The organism is Tamlana sp. I1 (genome assembly GCF_015355625.1).
In the GTDB taxonomy this organism is placed as follows: Bacteria; Bacteroidota; Bacteroidia; order Flavobacteriales; family Flavobacteriaceae; genus Pseudotamlana.
Genome location: NZ_JACLAF010000016.1, coordinates 40,041 through 63,333, shown reverse-complemented (window position 1 = coordinate 63,333; position 23,293 = coordinate 40,041). Strand labels below are relative to the sequence as shown.

The following is a 23,293-nucleotide window of genomic DNA, read 5'->3' as shown; positions in this document are numbered from 1 at the left end:
TAATTTTTTAAATTAACTTAAAAAGACTTATTTTGTCAACTATTAATACCTTTTAAGTATTATTATGGAATTAAGACATTTAAAATATTTTTTAGCGGTAGCCGAAGAATTAAATTTCACAAAAGCTGCTGAAAAGCTTTGCATTTCGCAACCGCCATTAAGCAGGCAGATAAAAGAACTTGAAAATGAAATAGGCGCCAAGTTGTTTGAAAGAAACAACAAAAAGGTCACTTTAACCGAAGCTGGAAAATTTTTTAAGCATGAAATAGTTGGCCAGTTACAAGATTTAGAATCGGTAGTTTTAAAAACTAGAAAAATTTCAACACATGTAAATGGCGAATATAGAATTGGGTACATTAGTTCTACCTTCTCCAATAAAATCTCAGAACTTGTTCAGTTTCTAACCGAAAAATACCCTTTTCTTAAAATTAAATTATACGAGGTCTCTACTTCTAAACAAATCTTAGCTTTAGAACAAAATAAACTGGATTTAGGCATTGTAAGAGCGCCGTTAATATCTACAAAAGTCAACTCTAAACTTTGGTTTAAAGATGCTTATGCCCTGGTTTACAACAATACATTATTTGAAAACGTTAAAGATTTAGGGGATATGAAAGACAAGGTCTTTGTGTTTTTTAATAAAGAGTATGCGCCCATGTTTTACAACTCACTTCTTGAAATTTGTGCGCAATACAAATTTACACCAAATGTGGTTCACGAATCAAATAATATCAATTCCATAATTCAATTAGTAAGGCATGGTTTAGGGGTTTCTATCGTGCCAAGAAGTTTAAAAAACAGTCATAATTACCCCGAATTATCTTTTTTAGATTTAGACAGGCATTTTTCAACCGATGTATTAATAGCGAGGCCAAATCGAGAAGCTTCAGAAATATCCAATTCTGCTATTTCATTTTTATTGGAATGATTTGAATTATTTTACAAACCTTATTTTACCGCTTTCAAAAATCAATTCGTTTTTATTATTTCATCCGAATTAGATAAAAGTAGTTGGTTCGAACTCATTAATTTAGGGCTTTTCATGGGAATTGAAGATCATCCATAGCATGTTAATTTCATTAATATTAAACTACACATACCACCTAAAAAACACCTTCAATAAAAAAGCAACCCGTTAAGGTTGCTTATTATTATTATTATTATTATTATTATAAATACCGTGCTGTATTATTCTTTAATTATCTTTTTAATGGCTCCTCCTTTATTGGTTTCAGTCTTTAAGAAATAAACACCTTTAGCCAAGGATTGAACATCTAAAGTGTTTTTTCCTTGCACAAATGCACCTTTAGACACTTCCTGTCCATAAATATTAATCAAACGATATGAAGCGGGTGCCGGTAGCTGTACATAAATTTTATCACTACTTGGGTTAGGATACAGAGACAGCTTGTTACTATCAGCCTCATTAACACTCAAAGTACTACAATCTGTACTATAAGAAACGCTGGCATCCTTAACCCAAAACACCTTTCCTTCTGCCACTGTTACATCATCAACTTCTATACAGCTTAAACTACTGTTATTATTAGCCTCCATCACATTTAAAGTAGCATTATTAGTGCCGTTTTTTATATTTAAAGAGGTTAATAACTGGTTCATATCGCAATATAATTCCTGAATATTTGTTAAACCACTTATGTCTATATCAGTAAAGTTATTTTCACTTAAATATAAAGTTTGTAAGTTCGGATAATTAGCATAATTTAAAGAACTTGTACTAATATCTGAAGCCCCTAGATGATATAAATTACTCGTATTTGTTGGTAAATTTAAATTAGTTCCTAGAGCATTCCCACTACATACAAAAATTCCCAAATTGGCATTTGCAGATACATCTAAACTTGTAAGACTATTATCAGAACAGTCTAAATCGGTAAGCTGTGTTAAGGCACTAACATCATTTATATCCGTAAAACTGTTTCCGGCTAAATACAATTCATTTAAGTTTGTATATAAAGCATAGTTTAAAGAAGACGCTCCAATTTCTGAAGCATCTAAAACAACCAAATTGGTTTTTGTTAATGGCAAAGTTAAATTTGCCCCTAAGGTATTGTTATTGCAATAAAGCTCTTCTAGAGCACCATTGTCTGAAACATTTAAGGCTGAAAGATTATTGTTATCAACCTCCAACACTGTTAAGTTTGATAACCCAGATACATTAATACCTGTTATTCCACTATTACTAACATCAACGGTTTCCAAAGCTGTAAAAGTTGATAAATTTAGTGATCCATTTATATTATTGTTTTCTAAATTTAAAGTGGTTAATGATGCAGCCGTTGTTGGTAAAGTTAAACTACTAATTGAATTATCTGTACAATTTAAGGACACCAGATTGGTATTACTAGATAAATCTAAAGTTGTTATTTGATTTGCAGTACAATCTAAAGTTTGTAAATCCGTACAAACTTCAATACCCGATAAACTTGTAATACTCGAAGCAATAGCATATATAGTTAAAGCCGTTTCTAGCTGGTCTGTATAGACCACCCCATTACCGTCTGATCCATCACCCAGACTCGAGGCATCCCCTACTGGTACGATATTACCATCCTTATCATGGGTTTCTAAATAGTGTTCAAAATTAACATCGGAAATAGTTGTAACTGGAGTACCTGTACAACCTGCATCTAAACTATAAAAAACGAAGCTGTCTTTTTGCCAATCGCCAGCTGTGGTTTTAGCATTGGCCCCAGTAACATTATCCACTTGAATACAGGTTAACCCTGTATTATTAGCAGCATGCATAAAAGCTAAAATACCGTTTTGCCCGTTTTTTATGTTAAGCGTAGTCAACGCATTATCGTTACAATAAAACGATGTTAAATTAGGCATTGTACTAATATCTAAACTTGAAAAGTTATTAGAACTAAGATCTAAATCGGTAAGCGCCGTATAACTAGCATAGTTTAAAGCCGAAATATTCATCTCGTATGCATACAATTCTTCTAAATTAGTGGTTGTGCTTGGCAAAGTTAAAACACCACTACTCATATCGTTGGTTCCACACTCAAGATATTGTAATCCGCTACAGGTAGAAACATCCAAGTTTGTTAAGTCATTTATTTCTACAGCTAAGCTCTCCAATAAAGTACAACCAGTAACATTTACTCCTGTTAATTGGTTCTCACTACAATCAACATTAGTTAAACTAGCTGCAAAACTTGTAAAATCTATAGTACCTGTTAACGCATTGGTATAACAATTAACTGTGGTCAATGAAGATGCAGTAGTTGGCAGAGTTAAACTGGTCATGCCGTTATTATAGCATGCCAATTCTACCAAATTACTTTTACTGGTTAAATCTAAAGTTAAAATCGTATTGTCAAAACAATATAAATTTTTCAAATTATTGGTCACGCTTGTTAATGCTGTATCTGTATCGGCAAGTTGGTTTCCACTACAATTTAAGGTTTCCAAATCGGGGTTGCTTGATAAATCTAAATTAGAGATTTGATTTTCGCTGTAATTCAACGTTTGCAAATTAGGCATATTAGACACATCCAAAGCAGTTAATTGGTTGGCGCTACAATTTAGGCTAGTCATGCCTCCTAAAGGAGGACTAGAAGCGAATATTAAACTGTTCATACCATTGTTACTACAATTAAAATTAGTTAAGAACAAATTAGATTGTAAATCCAACATTGCAATCTGGTTATTACTACAGTTTAAATCGCTCAATGATAAAAAGCCCTCTATACCTGTTAAGTCCGCAATACTTAAACCACTGACATTAAGTGATTGCACAGTGTCAATTCTATTAGTTAAAACCAAGTTATTTCCATCGGTTCCATCGCCCATACTATTAGGATCTCCTACTGGCACTGCAGTTCCTGCAGCATTATGGGTTTCTAAATAATGTTCAAAATTGTTGTCTGGAACTGATGTTGTTTGTGATAAACAAACATTTACTGACATCATAATGCCTAATACAAGTAAAGTTCTTTTCATAATGTGTTCTTTTTGGGTAAATAGTTAAAGGGATTAATTAAGTTATAGTTTTAATATCTCATAAAATTAAGAAAAATAAACTAAAGTTAAGTCTGTCATATTTTTTCTATTTATGAAAGTCTCTATCTTCAGTAGCCACTAAAGCGGCTTCTTTAATAGCGTTAATAAAGGTAGTCTGTCTATAAGTCAAAAATCATCAATAGAACAAAAAAAATTCAGTAATTCAATCTTTAGAAATCAAAAGTGGTGTTTTGAATCGTCCAAAACAAGAACAAGCTTTAATTTTCATAAAAAATAATTTTACTAAACCGCTATTATTTTTTCAATTTTTTATACTTAAAAATCAGTATAATTAACTAATTTAAAGTTAATTGTAAAGCCACAACAATCGCTTTACATTTTAGCGCACTTCAATTAAATACATCTACATAAAAAACATACTAGAGAGATGTTTTTATTTGATTAATAAGTTTCAGGCTTATATAGGATTAATGCTATAAAATATTTTAATGTGGTTGCTACATTTTAAGATGAATAAATTATAGTTTCTTAGGTTTTATTCTGTTTTAATTATATGATACTAAATGTATGAAAAGCGTTTATGCTATATTACTGTCTGAAATTTTAAGGCATAAAAAAACCTCGATGAATTTCGAGGTTTTTTTAAAAATATTTTCAAATTATAATTTTTTAGCGTTTTTAACCTTTTGATTGGTTATCGCTATTTTTATTACATCGCTCATATCGGTAACATAGTGAAAGGTTAACCCTTTTAAATATTCAGGTTTTATTTCTTCAATATCACGTCTATTTTCTTCACACAATAAAATCTCTTTAATTCTAGCGCGTTTTGCTGCTAAAATCTTTTCTTTTATTCCGCCCACAGGAAGCACCTTTCCACGTAGTGTAATTTCGCCAGTCATCGCTAAACTATTTTTCACTTTCTTTTGCGTAAATAAAGACACTAACGAGGTTAACATGGTAACACCAGCACTTGGTCCATCTTTTGGCGTTGCACCTTCAGGCACGTGAATGTGTACATTATAATTATCAATTACTGTTGGGTCTATACCAAACTCATCAGCATTCGATTTTATATATTCCATGGCAATGGTAGCCGATTCTTTCATGACTTTACCTAAATTCCCTGTAATGGTCATGGTGCCTTTACCTTTAGATAAAATAGATTCGATAAACAAAATATCGCCACCAACACGTGTCCACGCTAATCCTGTTACCACACCAGCAACATTATTATTTTCGTATTTATCACGTTCCATTTTTGGGCCGCCTAAAACTTCAATAATATCTTCGTTGGTTACTTTTATGTTGTAATCCTCTTCCATGGCGATGTTTTTGGCTGCGTAACGCACCATTTTTGCCACTTGTTTTTCCAACCCACGAACACCAGATTCGCGTGTATAACCTTCAACAATTTTTTCTAACTGTGGTTTTCCTATTTTTAAATGCTTATCGGTTAAACCGTGCTCTTTTAATTGTTTTGGTAATAAATGACGTTTTGCAATTTCAACCTTTTCTTCAATGGTATAGCCCGTAACATTTATAATTTCCATACGATCTAACAAAGCAGGTTGTATGGTTGATAAGCTATTGGAAGTCGCTATAAACATAACTTTAGACAGGTCGTAACCCATTTCTAAAAAGTTATCGTAAAACTCGCTATTTTGCTCAGGGTCTAAAACTTCTAACATCGCTGAAGAAGGGTCGCCTTGATTTGAATTTGACAACTTATCAATTTCATCTAAAACAAAAACAGGGTTAGATGTTCCGGCTTTTTTCAAACTTTGAATAATACGGCCAGGCATCGCACCAATATAGGTTTTTCTATGACCACGTATTTCTGCTTCATCACGTAAACCACCTAAAGAAATTCGAACATATTCACGTCCTAAAGCTTCAGCAATCGATTTTCCTAAAGATGTTTTCCCTACTCCTGGAGGGCCGTAAAGACATAAAATTGGCGATTTCATATCGTTACGCAGCTTTAAAACCGCTAAATATTCAATAATACGGCGCTTAACATCCTCTAAACCAAAATGGTCGCGATCAAGGATTTTCATCGCACGTTTTAAATCGAATTTGTCTTTGCTAAATTCATTCCAAGGTAAATCTAAAAAGAGCTCTAAATAATTACGCTGAATGGAATACTCGGCAACTTGCGGATTCATACGTTGCATTTTAGCAATTTCTTTATCGAAATGCTTGGCTACTTTTTCATCCCAAAGCTTCGTTTTAGCCTTTTGCTTCATCTCTTCAATTTCCTCATCATGACTTACGCCACCCAATTCTTCTTGAATGGTTTTCATTTGCTGATGTAAGAAATACTCACGTTGCTGTTGGTTCATATCCATTTGAACTTTAGACTGAATATCATTCTTAAGTTCAAGTTTTTGAAACTCAACATTCATGTATTTAAGCGTGGCTAAAGCACGTTTTTTTAAATCGTTAATCTCTAAAAGCTCTTGCTTTTCAGCAACAGTTAGATTCATGTTTGAAGACACAAAATTGATTAAAAACGAATTGCTTTCAATGTTTTTTATAGCAAAAGAGGCCTCGCTAGGAATGTTTGGGTTTTCTTTTATAATTTCTAAAGCCAAATCCTTAATAGAATCTATAATAGCTGAAAACTCCTTGTTTTTCAAAGCTGGTTTCGCCTCAGGAATGTCTCTAATAGTCGCATTCATGTACGGTTCTTCCGTAATAACTTCGGCTACTTTAAAGCGTTTTTTACCTTGAATGATAACGGTAACATTACCATCGGGCATTTTTAAAACACGTAAAATTCGAGCTACGGTTCCTGTTTCATGAATTTCTTTTGCTGAAGGATCTTCAACCAATTCGTCCTTTTGTGCAACTACACCAATTACTTTTCCGCCTTTATTAGCATCGTTTATCAATTTAATTGATTTATCTCTGCCCGCCGTAATTGGAATAACCACCCCTGGAAACAAAACTGTATTTCGTAAAGACAAAATTGGTAAGGTTTCTGGCAATTCTTCACTATTTATCGCTTCTTCATCTTCAGGCGTCATTAATGGAATTAATTCTGAGTTTTCATCAAATTCCTGTAATGACAAACTGTCAAGCGTCATAAAATTAGATTTCTTCATATATATATTTAGGTCAATCTGTCATTAAATCGAGATTGATCATTTTTTTAGTTATCAACAACATGTTTCAAAACATTGAATATCAGTCATGTAAAATGATTTATAAATATTCAACATCATTATAAATTCAATACTTATGCCATTATGTAGAATTCGGTATTTAAATTCTCTTGATGAATACGGTTACATCTTCCCTGATTTTTTCAGAATAAAAAGTAAAATAATAGGTAGAGCAAGCAGACCAATCATTAATAAATTGGTTTGAAATAACCAAGGTGCTAAAAATAATGTGATTAAATATCCGCCAATAGCACCACCAAAATGGGCATCGTGACCAATATTACCAATCCTATTTTTCATACCGTAAATAGAATATAATAAGTAGCCAATTCCGAAAAGATAAGCGGGAATTGGAATTGGAATAAAAAAGAACATTAAGCTCATGCCTGGTTGCAATAAAATGGCGGCATAAACTATTCCAGAAACTGCACCACTCGCCCCTACTGCACTGTATTGATATTCGTTTTTATGAAAATAATACGATAATAAATTCCCTAAAACTAAACTTCCTAAATAAATAACCACAAAGTACATGGGATTTAACAAGCGAATAACCACATCGGCAAAAAAGTATAAAGTAAGCATGTTAAAAAGCAAATGCTGCGTATCGGCATGTAAAAAGCCAGAACTTACCATTCTTATTTTTTCGCCACGTTGAATGGCGCCAATATTAAATTTATACTTTTCAAAAAAACTGTAATCACCAAAACCTTTGTAGGATATAATGACGTTAGCAGCTATTATAATGATGGTTATTATATTTAAATTGTCCATAAAGGAATAAAAGTTTAAAAAGTATTTAACATATATTTGCTTTTACAAATCTAAAATTAATTAATGCAATTACTAGCTTATATTATAGTTTATCCGCTTTTATGGCTAATTTCTATTTTACCATTTAGATTGGTTTATGTGGTTTCGGATGCTGTTTACGTATTGTTATATTATATTATTGGTTACCGCAGAAAAGTAGTTACCGCTAATTTAAAGTTGGCATTACCCGATAAATCTGAAAAAGAAATTGCATTAATTCGTAAAAAATTCTACCATCATTTATGTGATATGATTTTAGAGGCGATAAAATCTATAACCATATCGGAAGCCGAAATGAAAAAGCGCTACGTTTTTACTAATGTAGAAGAAGTGCACAAACTGGAACAAGAGAATAAAAGTATTGTTCTACTTATGGGGCATTATGGGAGCTGGGAATGGATTTTTATTTTACAAGCCCATGTAAACCACAAAGGTTACGCTGTTTACAAGAAACTTAGCAATAAGTATTTTGATGCTTTAGTGAAGCGTATACGCGCCAAATATAACAGTCATTTAATAACCACAAAAGAAACCATCCCCACCCTTATAAAAGCCAAAGCAAATAAGGAGTTAACATTTAACGGTTTTGTTTTCGACCAATCACCAAAGTCTGCTGAAAAAGCATTTCATTGGCAAAACTTTATGGGCGTAAAAGTTCCGGTTCATGTAGGGGCAGAAATGCTTGCCAAACGCTTGGATATGGCCACCATGTTTTTAAAAGTAAAAAAAGTAAAACGTGGGTATTATGAAGCTACGTTTATGGATGTTATTAGAAATCCTAAAGATTATAAGAATTATGAAATAACAGATGCTTCATTAATTCGTATTGAAGAACAAATTCATGAAGCACCTGAATATTATTTATGGACGCACAAACGTTGGAAGCACAAGGATAAAGCTCCTCAAGCGTAGCACTAAAATGTAGCATTATAAATTTGCTATCTCGCCTAATTCGGCAATAAATTTATCAGCCAAAGTATTGGCTTCTTCCTGCGATTTAGCTTCGGTATATATTCTAATAATAGGTTCGGTATTACTTTTTCTTAAATGCACCCAACTTTCAGGGAAATCGATTTTAACACCATCAATAGTGGTTAATTGCTCGTTTTTATAACGGGTTTCAATCGTTTTTAAAATGCCGTCAACATCTAAACCTGGCGTTAGTTCAATTTTCTTTTTACCCATAAAATAACTTGGGTAGCTCTTTCTAAGTTCGCTTACGCTCACTTTTCTTTCGGCTAATAAGCTTAAAAATAAAGCCACACCTACTAAAGCATCACGACCATAATGAGCGTCTGGATAAATAATACCACCGTTACCTTCGCCACCAATAACAACCTTATTTTTCTTCATTAATTTTACCACATTCACCTCGCCTACAGCACTAGCTTCATACATACCACCGTGTTTTTCGGTAACATCTCTTAAAGCTCTGGTTGAACTCATATTACTAACGGTATTCCCTGGTGTTTTTCCTAAAACATAATCGGCACAAGCTACCAAAGTATATTCTTCGCCAAACATTTCGCCGTTTTCATCCATAAAAGCCAAGCGGTCTACATCTGGATCGACTACAATACCAAAATCGGCATTATGTTTTTTTACCGCATCCGATAAATCGGTTAAATGCTCTTTTAGTGGTTCTGGATTATGCGGAAACTCGCCATTTGGTTCGCAGTATAATTTAACGACTTCAACCCCTAAACGCTCTAACAATAACGGAATTGCAATACCACCTGTAGAATTTACGCCATCAACCACCACTTTAAAACGTTGGTCTTCAATTGCAGCTACTGTAACTAAATCTAAATCTAATACTTCAATAATATGTAAATCGATGTATGCTTTGTTCTTTGTAATTTTTCCTAAGCTATCCACATCGGCAAAACTCATAGAATCACTTTCAGCAATGTCTAAAATTTTCGCCCCTTCTTCAGCATCTAAAAACTCGCCTTTTGCATTTAATAATTTTAGGGCATTCCATTGTTTTGGGTTATGGCTTGCAGTTAAAATAATACCGCCATCGGCTTGCTCCATAGGTACAGCAACTTCAACGGTTGGCGTTGTAGAAAGTCCGACATCAACCACATCAATCCCTAAACCAACAAGGGTGTTCATGACCAAATTTTGAATCATTTTTCCTGAAATTCGGGCATCTCTACCAACAACTACTTTATGTTTTTCCTTATTTCGTTGTTGCTTTAGCCAAACGCCGTATGCCGAAGCAAATTTTACCGCATCAATGGGTGTTAAATTTTCTCCAACGGGTCCCCCTATGGTTCCTCTAATTCCTGAAATTGATTTTATAAGTGTCATTAGTTATTTTTAAAAATTGATAAGCAAATATAGTATTTCATATTCGGAATTCTTAAAAGGGATTTCGTAAATTTCACGAATGAATTACTTAGCCCATATTTATCTATCTGGTGATAACGAATTGATTACAATTGGAAATTTTATTGCCGATGGTATAAAGGGAAAAAAATATTTAAAATTTGAAAAAGACATTCAAATAGGTATTTTATTGCACCGCCACATTGATACGTTTACCGATGCCCACAAAACAGTAAGACAAAGCACCAAAAGGCTTCATGAAAAATATGGGCATTATTCTGGAATTATAGTTGATATATTATACGATCATTTTTTAGCCAAAAACTGGAAAATGTATTCAGACGTCCCTCTTGCAGAATACACCGAAGCTTTTTACGATTCTTTAGAAAAGCATTACCAATTGCTTCCTAGTAATATTCAAAAAATGCTGCCATACATGTTAGCCGATAATTGGCTTTTAAGCTACGCTTCTATTGAAGGGATTTCGCGAGTATTAGACGGTATGAATCGCCGAACAAAAAACCGATCGAGCATGAATGAAGCCGTAAATGAACTTCAGGAATTTTACGTAGAATTTGAAACTGAATTCTCTGCTTTTTTTGAAGAATTGATAGCCTCATCAAAAATGAAATTAACAGAACTTAATAAGCTTTATTATTAAAAATATTCAATTCTTCATCTTTTTAGCTTTTAAATTTTATGCTTTTCGACAGAAAACAGTTTTTTTAGGACAACTTACTTCAGGCTATGCGGGTTATCGGTTTTTTAAGGTTTTCCTTTTTTAAAGCCATGCTATTTAATAACTTAGATTTTTAAACAAATCCCTACCCATCCCCTCGTATGCAAAAAAAATCTAAAAAGACTCTAAAAATTATTGCTGGTGTTATTCTGTTTTTCACGCTACCAACTTTGCTTTTTTTTGGTTTTGCTTATTTTAAATACAATGAAGATTTGCCTACTGGAACACAAGGCGAAGCCGCCGATAATTTAGCTTATAAAATGTTAGACGCTTTAGATTATGACGCCTATAAAAATACGACCTATTTGGAATGGACTTTTAAAAAGCGAAGACATTATAAATGGAATAAAACAACTAATGTTTGTGAAGTGTTTTGGAAATCTTATCGGGTGGTTTTGGATTTAAACAATAATAACAACACAAAGGTTTATATTCAAGGTTTTATAAACACTAGTGAATTAGCGCCAGATCTAATAGAAACCGCTACAAAATACTTTAATAACGATTCCTTTTGGTTGGTTGCACCCTACAAAATATTTGATGAAGGTGTGGAACGTCGCCTAGTAAAAGCAAATAACAATGAAGCGCTATTAGTTACTTATACTTCTGGAGGCACTACCCCTGGCGATTCGTATTTATGGTTGCTTGATAAAAACCACAAACCAACAGCTTTTAAAATGTGGACCTCTTTATTGCCTATAGATGGTCTTGAAGCTTCTTGGAGCGATTGGACAACCACCGAAACGAATGCACAACTTCCAACTTTTCATAAATTCTTGTTTTTTGGTTTGGAAATTACCGATGTGAAAGGGTATAATTAAGGTAAATTACCAACTTAACAACTAATAGTCTTGAATTAAAACTTCCGTAGGAATGTGAAGTGTCGTATTTAGTTTTCTTATCATTCCTAAAGTTAATTTTCTTTTTTTACTTAAAATTTCACTCACTCTACTTTTAAAGCCAACTACTTCCGCTAAATCCTTTTGTTTCATCCCCATTTGTTCCATTCTAAACTTAATAGCCTCAATGGGATCCGGCATTCCTATTGGAAAATTCTCGTTTTCATATTTATCGATTAAGATTGAAAGAATTTCTAATTCATCGCCATCTTCCGTTCCTTTTTTGGCATCAAAAATATCTTCGAGTCTTGCGAGTGCATTTCGATAATCATTTTCGTTTCTAATTGGTGCTATTTTCATAATTAAATGGTATTTGCATTAATTTTATCGTATTCTGCGTGAGTTCCCATAAACCTTATCCAACATATTTGGTAATCAAAGTTGAATTTCACAATCAATCGATACTTATTTCCTTTAATGTTATAAACAATTCTATTTTCTCTTAAAATACTTGCGCTTGGATAATCCTTTTTTAATTCATTTAAATTTTTCCATTCAGATTTTTCAGTTTCTCCAAACCATGATTTTAATTGCTCTTCACAGTCTGCGTGCTTTTCCCAAAAATCTGGCAAAATACTTTTAGCTATTACTCTCACACTATATTTACTTCAAAATAATAAAATATTCCCAATTTGGGAACTATTAATTGTTGTAAATTTTCAACTCCAATACTGTCATTTAAATTACTTAATGATTATACTGGCACAAATTGGCAAAAGTAGCTTTAGTATAAAATACTACCAACAATGAATTCTCATCATGTTCCACAGCATCACAAACTGTTAAACTTTGTTAAAAATTCACATTGTCACCAAAAAGAACAACCTTGTTTTTTAGCACACCCAAAACATGTTTTTATGTCAAAATTTTCACCTACCCCTTCAGAATTTAGCCCTAAAACAAATTAAACATATCAACTATATACTCCACCCCTAAAACCAACAGGACACCTTCGATTTACATGAAAAATTAACATCTGTTAAGAGATTCAAAACACATTTTACCAAGCTAATTTTTTGAGTTAGATTTAAATCAGAAATAAAAAAAATGTTCAACTTAATTAAATTTTAACCCTATGAAAAAGCTTACTTTTTTACTGTTTTTAGCCTTTGGTGTTTCATTTGCTAACACTACAAATCCAACACCACAAACTATGGTTCAAATAGGTGATGAACTAGTTATTAATACACAAACTGCAGATAAGTTCAATCATGTTGACTTTCCTAGATTAAATTTTATCGTTAAACGTGGTGGTTTAGCAAATTATAATAGCGTAGACGGTAAAGTAGTTGTGGTAACAAATGTTGTTACTAAAGGAAACGGCGAAACTCACGTAACGCTTGAGCCTGTAGGTGGTAAGAAATTTTTCGGTTTTTTAAGCAGTGTAAATGCCGATTTTGACAAAGCCATACGTTCTGGCGAATTATCAATGTAAATTTAACTGATTATTATACATCACGTTTCTAAAATTTAGAAACTTTAAAATTGGATTTCATTAAGGCATAAATCCCCCCTTATTGAAATCCAATTTTTTTGTCTTAACCCTAAATTATTTACTACGCTGCCCCACAAAATTATGGCTCTTCGATTTAAACAAAATATTAAAACTTGTTAAACTGCCATAAATACGCGTAATGTATTGCTGTAAATCTACTTTATTTTGCTCGTCTAAATCGCTTGAATTAATACGTTGTTCCATAACACGCAGGCGATCTCTAACCATAATTATTTTATTAAAAAACTTATCTATTGGCAATTCGTAGGGTTTTAAATTGGTATCGGCTGGCTCTAAAATAAGTTTCCCACCTTTAAATTTATCGGCAATAGGCACAATTTCACTCACATCGCTCCAGGTTTTTAAAATACGCACTAAACTGCTTTCTACTTCAGCAAAACTAATGGTATCCACATCGCCATCGGCAGCTTCAATAATTTCGAAATCACTATCTAAATCAATAGTTTCTAATCCGTTTTCAATAAAAGTTACCCAATAATGCTGCGAGGTCACGTTAGTTACAACACCTTTTCCGTATTCTGCATGATCAATTCTCGATCCTATTCCTAGTATTTTCATTAGTCTATATTTATTATATATTTCCGCGAAAGCGAAGCCCTTCACTCCTACAATAATAACAAATCTGCCCTAAAACTTCACAAGAATTTAACAACTAAAATTGTACCTTTGCACTTTTGCGATTTTATGAGCCAATTCAACGATTTTATTGAAGTAAAGGGAGCTAGAGTACACAATCTTAAAGATATTGATGTTTCTATTCCTAGGGAAAAACTTGTTGTTATTACAGGCTTATCTGGAAGCGGAAAATCATCTTTAGCATTCGATACTATTTATGCGGAAGGGCAACGCCGTTATATTGAAACATTTTCGGCTTATGCGCGTCAGTTTTTAGGCGGATTAGAACGTCCTGATGTTGATAAAATTGACGGCCTTTCTCCCGTTATTGCTATTGAACAAAAAACCACTAGCAAGTCACCACGCTCTACCGTTGGTACCATTACAGAGATTTACGATTTTATGCGTTTATTGTTTGCGCGTGCTAGCGATGCTTACAGTTACAACACAGGCGATAAAATGGTGAGTTACAGCGACGAGCAAATTAAATCGTTAATTACAAGCGATTTTAAAGGCAAACGTATTAATATTTTGGCGCCTGTTGTACGTTCTAGAAAAGGGCATTATCGCGAATTATTCGAGCAAATTGGCAAACAAGGTTTCGTAAAAGTGCGAACCGATGGCGAAATTCGTGATATTGTAAAAGGCATGAAATTAGACCGCTACAAAACTCACGATATTGAAATTGTGATTGACAGATTGGTTATAGACGATTCGGTAGATAACGACAAACGCCTCACCGAAACCATAAATACCGCCATGTATCATGGTGATGATGTGCTTTTAGTGATTGATCAAGACACCCAAGAAGCGCGCTATTTTAGTCGGAATTTAATGTGCCCAAGTTCTGGGATTTCATACCCAAATCCGGAGCCAAATAATTTTTCATTCAATTCACCAAAAGGCGCTTGCGATAATTGCAATGGTATTGGGAACCTGTATCAGGTTAACGAACATAAAATTATTCCAGACGATTCACTTTCTATAAAAAACGGCGCCCTAGCACCACACGGCCCTGAAAAAAACAGTTGGATTTTTAAGCAATTTGAAACCATTGCACAACGGTTCAATTTCAGTTTAACCGATGCTTATAAAGACATTCCGAAGGAAGCCAAAGACATGATTCTTTATGGAGGAAATGAGAAGTTTTCGGTTGAAAGCAAAACTTTAGGAGTTACCCGTGATTATAAAATAGATTTTGAAGGGGTTGCTAATTTTATTGAAAACCAATACAAAACAGCCGAATCGACCTCTTTAAAACGCTGGGCAAAAGATTTTATGGACAAAGTTGAATGTCCTGTTTGCCATGGTTCTCGACTAAAAAAAGAATCGCTTTATTTCAAAATAAACCATAAAAACATTGCCGAACTTGCCAATACCGATATTGTAGATTTAGCAAAATGGTTTCAAGATTTAGACGCACATCTTTCCGACAAACAAATTAAAATAGCCGAAGAGGTTATTAAAGAAATTAAATCGCGTTTGCAGTTTTTATTAGATGTTGGCTTGGATTATTTATCCTTAAATCGCAGTTCGAAATCCCTTTCTGGTGGCGAGGCACAACGCATTCGATTGGCTACTCAAATTGGTTCGCAATTGGTTGGTGTCCTTTATATTCTGGACGAACCCAGCATCGGTTTACACCAACGCGATAATGAAAAACTCATCAATTCCTTAGTGGCTTTACGTGATATTGGTAATTCGGTTATCGTTGTGGAGCATGATAAAGACATGATTGAACGTGCCGATTATGTGATTGATATCGGTCCAAAAGCAGGGAAACACGGTGGCGAAATTATTAGTATTGGTACACCCGACGAATTAAAAACGCATGATACGCTGACTGCCGATTATTTAAACGGCAAAAAAAACATTGAAATCCCAAAAACCCACAGAGCTGGAAACGGACACTTTTTAGAACTTAAAGGCTGTACAGGAAACAACCTTAAAAACGTATCTGTAAAATTCCCTTTAGGTAAAATGATTGGTATTACAGGTGTTTCTGGTAGTGGAAAATCAACCCTAATTAACGAGACCCTCTACCCTATTTTAAATGCGCATTACTTTAATGGTGTTAAAAAACCAATGCCTTACAAAAGCATAAAAGGCTTGGAACATATCGATAAAGTTATCGATATAAACCAATCGCCCATTGGACGCACACCAAGAAGTAATCCTGCCACATATACAGGCACTTTTAGTGAAATTAGAGCTTTATTTGCTAAAATTCCCGAGGCCATGATTCGTGGTTATAAAGCAGGACGTTTTAGTTTTAACGTTAAAGGTGGTCGCTGCGAAACTTGCCAAGGCGGTGGTTTACGCGTTATTGAAATGAATTTCTTGCCTGATGTTTATGTGGAATGTGAAACCTGCCAAGGCAAACGTTTTAACCGTGAAACCTTAGAAATTCGCTACAAAGGAAAAAATATTAGCGATGTGTTGAATATGACCATGAACGAAGCTGTAGAATTCTTCGAACACATCCCTAAAATTCATAAAAAATTAAAAACAATTAAAGACGTTGGTTTGGGGTATATCACCCTTGGGCAACAAAGCACCACGCTTTCTGGTGGTGAAGCCCAACGTATAAAACTGGCTTCAGAACTTTCAAAAAGAGATACTGGGAACACGTTTTATATTTTAGATGAACCCACAACAGGCTTGCATTTTGAAGACATTCGGGTGCTTATGATTGTTTTGAATAAACTCGCCGATAAAGGCAATACCGTCCTGATTATTGAACATAATTTAGACGTTATTAAAACCGTAGACCATATTATTGATATTGGTTATGAAGGCGGAAAAGGTGGTGGAAAAGTTATAGTTGAAGGCACACCAGAAGAAGTTGCACAACATAAAAAGAGCTATACCGCTAAATTTTTAAAAAAAGAATTACATTAGTCTAGCATTACGAAATAGACTAAAAAGTTAAAACGAATTAGTACAAAATAAATTCAAAAAAATTATGACATTAGAACAACATCCTAAAGGTTGGAACGAAATAAAAACTAATGATTCTTGGGCCATTTTCAAGATTATGGGCGAATTTGTAAGTGGTTTTGAAAAAATGAGCAAAATTGGTCCGTGTGTGTCTATTTTCGGATCGGCAAGAACCAAACCAGATCATAAATATTACAAACTTGCAGAAAATGTAGCAAAAAAAATAGTTGAAGGTGGTTATGGTGTGATTACAGGTGGTGGCCCCGGAATTATGGAAGCTGGAAATAAAGGCGCTCATTTAGCTGGCGGAACCTCTGTAGGTTTAAATATTGAATTGCCTTTTGAACAACACGACAACCCATATATCGATTCTGATAAAAATTTAGATTTCGATTACTTTTTTGTCCGTAAAGTTATGTTTGTAAAATACTCTCAAGGGTTTGTTGTAATGCCTGGAGGCTTTGGAACTTTAGATGAACTTTTTGAAGCGATTACCCTTATTCAAACGCATAAAATAGGCAAATTCCCTATTATACTTGTAGGCACAGAGTTTTGGAAAGGTTTACTAGAATGGATTAAAGCCACGCTTTTAGACACGCATGCCAACATCAGTCCGAAAGATTTAGATTTAATTCATTTGGTTGACACCGAAGATGAAGTACTAGACATTCTGGATCATTTTTATAAGAGCTCAGATTTAAGTCCTAATTTCTAAACAAAATTAAGCCCCAAATCGTTTGTATTATATTGATTTTAATTAGTTGATTTAAGTCAAATTACAAGCCCTTTATTTCACTATATTGCGGCAAAATGGCTTGAAATTATTAACCTAAACGCAACTCCACATTGAGACTACGTCTTTTTAATTGTTTATTATTCTTCTTCATTTGCTTTTTAAATTTCAGTCAGAATAAGATTGACCTAAAAGCTGTGTTTGATATTGAAAATAGACAAATTAAAATTTCGCAAACTATTCAATATCAAAATACGAGTAGCGACACTTTACAAGACATTTATTTAAACGATTGGAACAACAGTTATTCTTCTAAATACACGCCACTTGCGCTACGGTTAGCTGAAGAATATAAAGACGAATTTCATTTAGTGAATGATGAAGATCGTGGTTTTTCAGCCATTAGCCATATTCAACAAAATGGCGAAAATTTAGCTTTTGAGTTGCTTCCAAATCAAATAGATATTATAAAAGTTCATTTAAAATCAGCATTAAAACCAAACGAATCTTACAGCCTTCAATTAGACTATGTTGTTAAAATTCCGTACGACACATTTACAGGTTACGGAATAACAAATTACGGCGATGTTAATTTGCGTTATTGGTACATTACGCCTGCTGTTTACAATGGCGAATGGCAATATTATAGTAATAAAAATTTAGATGATTTATTCATTCCTTCAGCCGATGTTTCATTAGAAATTGAATATCCAAACAGTCACGAACTTACTTCAGATTTAAATGTAATTAACAGTGTTCAATCAAATGATAATCAAATTATTAGTCTTGAAGGAAAAAACAGGAATTCAAACAAATTATTTCTTCAAAAGATTTCTCGATTCAACACCATTCAAACGGATGATTTTTCAATAATTTCAAATATAGACGACAGCGGTGTTGATGTTTTAGACCAGGTTTTAATTACCGAAAGGGTTACTAATTTTATCGTTCAAAATTTCGGTGAATACCCTCATAAAAAACTTTTACTGTCTAGAATTGATTACAATAAAGACCCCATTTACGGCTTAAATTTTTTACCAAAATTTATAAAAACATATCCAACCAATTTTGAATATGAACTTAAAATTCTAAAAATTGCTTTGTACAATTATTTAGAAAACACATTACTAATTAACCCTAGAAAAGAACAGTGGCTTATTGATGGTATTCAAATTTACTACATGATGAATTATGTAGAGAAGCATTATCCTGACATGAAGTTTCTAGGCAAAATTGCCGATTTTTGGGCGGCACGTCCTTTTCATGCTTCCGACATGAAATTTAACGATAAATACATTCTCGCTTTCATGCTTATGGCTAGAAGTAATCGCGACCAAGAACTTACAAAAGCCAAAGATTCATTATTAAAATACAATAAAAACATAGCAAACAAATACAAGGCTGGTACAGGACTTAAATATTTAGATGATTTTGTAAGTGATGATGTTGTTGAGCATGGTATTGAAACTTTTGTTAAAGACAACAAACTAAAACCCACAACCACGAAAGACTTCGAAATCTATTTAAAATCGCTTACCGATAAAAACATCGATTGGTTTTTTAAAGACTATTTATCGACAAGAAAAATAATAGATTTTAAAATTAAAAAAGTATCAAAAACAGCCGATTCTATTACCTTAACCATAAAAAACAAAGGCAATAATAACATGCCTGTATCACTTTACGCGCTTGAAAACGATACTGTGGTTTCTAAACATTGGGTGGAAAATGTTTCAAAATACAAAACCGTAACCATCCCTAGAAATGATGCCGATAAACTGGTTTTAAATTACGATAATACCATTCCAGAGTTTAACGCAAGAGACAATTGGAAGTCTTTAAAAGGAGCGCTTTCCAATAATAAACCCTTACAAGTTCGGCTTTTTAAAGACATTGAAGACCCTAATTACAGTCAGGTTTTCTTAATGCCTATTGTTGAATTTGACAATATTTACGATGGTATTAATTTAGGTTTGAAAGCCTATAACAAAACGGTTTTACGTCGTATGTTTAACTATAAAATATCACCACAATATTCCTTTGGTTCGAACACAGTAACGGGTTCGTTGGCCATTTCAAAAACACATAATGTAAGAAACCGCGATTTATATTATGTAAATTATGGTTTTGTGGGATCGTATAAATCTTTTGCCGAAGATTTATTTGTACGACGCTTAACGCCTTCGGTAACCTTTCTTTATAGAGATGATAAAGATTTTAGATCGAACAAAAGAGGTGCTTTGTATTTTAGATATGTTGATATTCACAGAGACGAAGACGAATTGCATCAAGTAACAAGCACAGACCCAAATTACGGAGTTTTTAATACGCGTTATATTTTTTCGAATGACAACCTTATCACTTTTAATAAATGGTACGTCGATTTTCAAGTAAGTGAAAAATTTAGCAAACTATCCTTGAATTATGAATACCGCCATTTATTTGAAAATAACCGTCAAATTAATTTAAGAGCCTTTGCAGGAACATTTTTAACGAATAATAACGATTTAGATTCCAATTTTTTCAGTTTTGCCTTAGACCGCCCAACAGACTACCTGTTTGATTACAATTACCTTGGAAGATCTGAATCTTCTGGAATATTTAGTCAGCAATACATTCCTGCCGAAGGTGGTTTTAAATCAAAATTAGACCCAGCCTTTGCCAACCAATGGATTACCACCTTAAATGCAAGTACGACATTATGGCGCTATATTCTATTATACGGCGATGTGGGAGTTGTTAAAAATAAATTTAGAGACCCTAAATTTGTATATGGCACCGGTGTTCGTATAAATTTAGTAACCGATTATTTCGAATTATATTTCCCCGTGTATTCCAATTTAGGATGGGAAATTGCACAACCTAGTTATAGTGAACGCATCCGATTTATCTTCACATTAGACCCAGAATCGCTTTTAGGATTGTTTAGAAGACGCTGGTTTTAAAAATTTATTTTTTAATTATTACAATACAAATTGCTATTTTAATATAAAAAACACAACAAAATACTGTTTTTTATTAAATCTATTGCATTATTCTCAACACTTTAACAAGAAATTTAATTGTAAAAAAGAAGAAAATTAACTACTTTTGCGAGAACTGTAAAAGCACGGCTTCTATGCAAACATTATCCGATTTGAACAACAACCTTTCATTTGAAGACTTTAAAACCGAAGTCCTAAATGATTATAGAACGGCCGTAATAAGTCGAGAATGTAGTCTATTAGGCAGAAGAGAAGTTTTAACAGGAAAGGCCAAATTTGGAATTTTTGGAGATGGTAAAGAAGTGCCACAATTAGCCATGGCTAAGGCATTTCAAAAAGGCGATTGGCGCTCTGGTTACTACCGCGACCAAACCTTTATGATGGCCATTGGCGAACTAACGCCAACACAGTTTTTTTCTGGCCTTTACGCCAATACCAATTTAGAATTAGAACCTATGTCTGCCGGGCGCCAAATGGGCGGTCATTTTGTTACGCATAGTTTAAATGATGATGGCAGCTGGAAAGATTTAAGCAATCAATATAATTCGAGTGCCGATATTTCGCCAACAGCTGGGCAAATGCCACGTTTACTAGGTTTAGCTCAAGCTTCGAAAATATTTAGAAACGTTAAAGGCATTAATACGGCAAACTTTTCTAACCAAGGCAACGAAGTGGCTTGGGGTACCATAGGAAATGCAAGTACCAGTGAAGGTTTGTTTTTTGAAACTATAAACGCTGCAGGTGTACTACAAGTACCAATGGTTATTAGTATTTGGGATGATGAATACGGAATTTCGGTACATGCCAAACACCAAACTACTAAAGAGAATATTTCAGAAATATTAAAAGGATTTCAACGCGATAAACACAATAAAGGTTTTGAAATTTTACGCGTAAAAGGTTGGGATTATGCCAATTTGGTTGAAACTTACCAAGAAGCAGGAAAAATTGCCAGAGACGAGCATGTTCCTGTTTTAATTCATGTTTTAGAACTTACACAACCACAAGGCCACTCTACTTCAGGATCGCACGAACGTTATAAAGATGCTGAGCGTTTAGAATGGGAAGCCGATCACGATTGTAACCTTAAAATGCGTGAATGGATTATTGAAAGTGGTATTTCTACAAACGAAGGCCTTATTGAGATTGAACGCGCTGCAAAACGCGATGTTCGCGAAGCGAAAAAAAATGCTTGGAACACCTTTTTAAGACCCATAACTAAAGAGCAACAAGAATTAATTTCGATATTAAAACCCATTGCAAAAATTAGCGCAAATGGTGTTTTTATCTCAAAAATAGTCGAGAATTTATCGAATATTGATGAGCCTACTCGTAAAGATTTACTATCAAATGCGAGAAGAACATTAAGATATTTAGTTTCTGAAACTTTTGAAGAAAAACGTAAACTTCAAATTTGGATTGATACGATTATTGAAAATGTACAACCTAAATTTAGTTCGCATTTATACTCCCAAACCCAAGGCGCTAATATTCGTATTAAGGAAATTAAGCCAACCTTTGATGATGAAGCTGAACTGGTTGACGGTCGAATAATTTTACGCGATAACTTTGATGCTATTTTTAAAAACTACCCAAAAGCTTTAATTTTTGGTGAAGACACTGGAAATATTGGTGATGTAAATCAAGGTTTAGAAGGACTTCAAGCTAAATATGGTGAACTTCGTGTTGCCGATACAGGCATTAGAGAAGCGACTATTTTAGGACAAGGTATAGGCATGGCATTGCGTGGTTTAAGACCCATTGCCGAAATTCAATATCTGGATTACATCTTATACGCCCTACAAATAATTAGCGACGATTTAGCAACCACACATTACAGAACAAAAGGCAAACAAAAAGCGCCATTAATTATAAGAACTCGTGGCCACCGCCTTGAAGGTATTTGGCATTCTGGATCGCAAATGGGCGGTATTTTAAACCTTATAAAAGGGGTTAATTTATTAGTACCTAGAAACATGACCAAAGCTGCTGGATTTTATAACAGTCTGCTTTTAGGTGACGATCCTGCAATTGTTGTAGAGTGTTTAAATGGTTACCGTTTAAAAGAAAAAATGCCTAATAATTTAAGCCTGGTTAAAACACCTATAGGCGTTGTTGAAACCATTAAGGAGGGTACCGACATTACTTTAGTATCTTATGGTTCTACACTACGAATCGTAGAACAAACTGCAAAAGACCTATTGGCGGCAGGCATTGATGCTGAAATTATTGATATACAGTCTTTAATTCCGTTTGATTTAAATCATGATATCGTAAAAAGTATTGCTAAAACCAATCGGGTTATGATTATTGATGAAGACGTTCCTGGAGGTGCTTCGGCATATATTTTAGACGAAATATTAAACAGACAAAATGCGTTTCAATATTTAGATAGCGCACCAAAAACCTTAACTGCCAAATCGCACAGACCTGCTTACGGCGATGATGGCGATTATTTCTCGAAACCATCGGCTGAAGATATCTACGAAGCTGTTTACGCAGTGATGCACGAAACCAATCCGCTTAAGTTCCCGAAACTTAGATAGGTTTGTTTTAT

Annotated in this window: 16 protein-coding genes; 9 read left to right on the top strand and 7 right to left on the bottom strand. The window is 33.8% G+C overall.

Features of this window, described 5'->3' with window-relative positions; genetic code table 11:
* Positions 1-64: 64 nt before the first annotated feature.
* Positions 65-928: a LysR family transcriptional regulator gene (locus tag H6X70_RS14665; protein ID WP_194768447.1), complete on the top strand. Its 864-nt coding sequence runs from the start codon at positions 65-67 to the stop codon at positions 926-928.
* Positions 929-1,188: 260 nt separating this feature from the next.
* Here H6X70_RS14665 and H6X70_RS14660 read toward each other — a convergent pair whose 3' ends face one another.
* The 3 genes from H6X70_RS14660 to H6X70_RS14650 form a co-directional block, all read right to left on the bottom strand.
* Positions 1,189-3,972: a leucine-rich repeat domain-containing protein gene (locus H6X70_RS14660; RefSeq protein WP_194768446.1), complete on the bottom strand. Its 2,784-nt coding sequence runs from the start codon at positions 3,970-3,972 to the stop codon at positions 1,189-1,191.
* A 680-nt stretch (positions 3,973-4,652) separates the two neighbouring features.
* Positions 4,653-7,103, bottom strand: coding sequence for an endopeptidase La (gene lon, locus H6X70_RS14655; protein ID WP_194768445.1), 2,451 nt, complete (start codon positions 7,101-7,103; stop codon positions 4,653-4,655).
* Positions 7,104-7,286: 183 nt separating this feature from the next.
* Positions 7,287-7,937, bottom strand: a complete 651-nt coding sequence (locus H6X70_RS14650; protein WP_194768444.1) for a rhomboid family intramembrane serine protease — start codon at positions 7,935-7,937, stop codon at positions 7,287-7,289.
* Positions 7,938-8,000: 63 nt separating this feature from the next.
* Between H6X70_RS14650 and H6X70_RS14645 the strand changes: the two genes are divergently transcribed.
* Complete coding sequence (locus tag H6X70_RS14645; RefSeq protein ID WP_194768443.1) at positions 8,001-8,888, top strand: lysophospholipid acyltransferase family protein; 888 nt, start codon at positions 8,001-8,003, stop codon at positions 8,886-8,888.
* 15 nt (positions 8,889-8,903) lie between these two features.
* On the opposite strand, the gene glmM is transcribed toward H6X70_RS14645, so the two are convergent.
* The gene (gene glmM, locus H6X70_RS14640) at positions 8,904-10,292 is read right to left on the bottom strand and encodes a phosphoglucosamine mutase (RefSeq protein WP_194768442.1); all 1,389 of its coding nucleotides are present in this window, start codon (positions 10,290-10,292) and stop codon (positions 8,904-8,906) included.
* A gap of 79 nt (positions 10,293-10,371) precedes the next feature.
* Between glmM and H6X70_RS14635 the strand changes: the two genes are divergently transcribed.
* Both H6X70_RS14635 and H6X70_RS14630 read left to right on the top strand, forming a co-directional pair.
* Positions 10,372-10,971: an ACP phosphodiesterase gene (locus tag H6X70_RS14635; protein ID WP_194768441.1), complete on the top strand. Its 600-nt coding sequence runs from the start codon at positions 10,372-10,374 to the stop codon at positions 10,969-10,971.
* 179 nt (positions 10,972-11,150) lie between these two features.
* Positions 11,151-11,870 carry a hypothetical protein gene (locus H6X70_RS14630; protein ID WP_194768440.1) on the top strand — a complete coding sequence of 240 codons (720 nt, stop codon included), beginning with the start codon at positions 11,151-11,153 and terminating at the stop codon, positions 11,868-11,870.
* Positions 11,871-11,891: 21 nt separating this feature from the next.
* Here H6X70_RS14630 and H6X70_RS14625 read toward each other — a convergent pair whose 3' ends face one another.
* Both H6X70_RS14625 and H6X70_RS14620 read right to left on the bottom strand, forming a co-directional pair.
* Positions 11,892-12,248, bottom strand: coding sequence for a type II toxin-antitoxin system HigA family antitoxin (locus tag H6X70_RS14625; RefSeq protein ID WP_194768439.1), 357 nt, complete (start codon positions 12,246-12,248; stop codon positions 11,892-11,894).
* A gap of 2 nt (positions 12,249-12,250) precedes the next feature.
* Complete coding sequence (locus H6X70_RS14620) at positions 12,251-12,544, bottom strand: type II toxin-antitoxin system HigB family toxin (protein ID WP_194768438.1); 294 nt, start codon at positions 12,542-12,544, stop codon at positions 12,251-12,253.
* 479 nt (positions 12,545-13,023) lie between these two features.
* Between H6X70_RS14620 and H6X70_RS14615 the strand changes: the two genes are divergently transcribed.
* On the top strand, positions 13,024-13,383 hold the full coding sequence (locus H6X70_RS14615) for a hypothetical protein (RefSeq protein ID WP_194768437.1): 360 nt from the start codon (positions 13,024-13,026) through the stop codon (positions 13,381-13,383).
* Between the two features lie 114 nt (positions 13,384-13,497).
* Here H6X70_RS14615 and H6X70_RS14610 read toward each other — a convergent pair whose 3' ends face one another.
* Positions 13,498-14,022 carry a hypothetical protein gene (locus H6X70_RS14610; RefSeq protein ID WP_194768436.1) on the bottom strand — a complete coding sequence of 175 codons (525 nt, stop codon included), beginning with the start codon at positions 14,020-14,022 and terminating at the stop codon, positions 13,498-13,500.
* Between the two features lie 126 nt (positions 14,023-14,148).
* On the opposite strand from H6X70_RS14610, the gene uvrA reads away from it, so the two are divergent.
* The 4 genes from uvrA (at position 14,149) to H6X70_RS14590 (ending at position 23,282) form a co-directional block, all read left to right on the top strand.
* Entirely contained in the window at positions 14,149-16,980 is a 2,832-nt protein-coding gene (uvrA, locus tag H6X70_RS14605; RefSeq protein WP_194768475.1) for an excinuclease ABC subunit UvrA, read from the top strand.
* Between the two features lie 64 nt (positions 16,981-17,044).
* Complete coding sequence (locus H6X70_RS14600) at positions 17,045-17,734, top strand: TIGR00730 family Rossman fold protein (RefSeq protein WP_194768435.1); 690 nt, start codon at positions 17,045-17,047, stop codon at positions 17,732-17,734.
* 215 nt (positions 17,735-17,949) lie between these two features.
* Positions 17,950-20,697 (top strand): metalloprotease, encoded by a 2,748-nt coding sequence (locus H6X70_RS14595; protein WP_317171476.1) that lies wholly within the window; start codon positions 17,950-17,952, stop codon positions 20,695-20,697.
* A gap of 173 nt (positions 20,698-20,870) precedes the next feature.
* Positions 20,871-23,282 (top strand): thiamine pyrophosphate-dependent enzyme, encoded by a 2,412-nt coding sequence (locus tag H6X70_RS14590; RefSeq protein ID WP_194768433.1) that lies wholly within the window; start codon positions 20,871-20,873, stop codon positions 23,280-23,282.
* Positions 23,283-23,293: the final 11 nt, after the last annotated feature.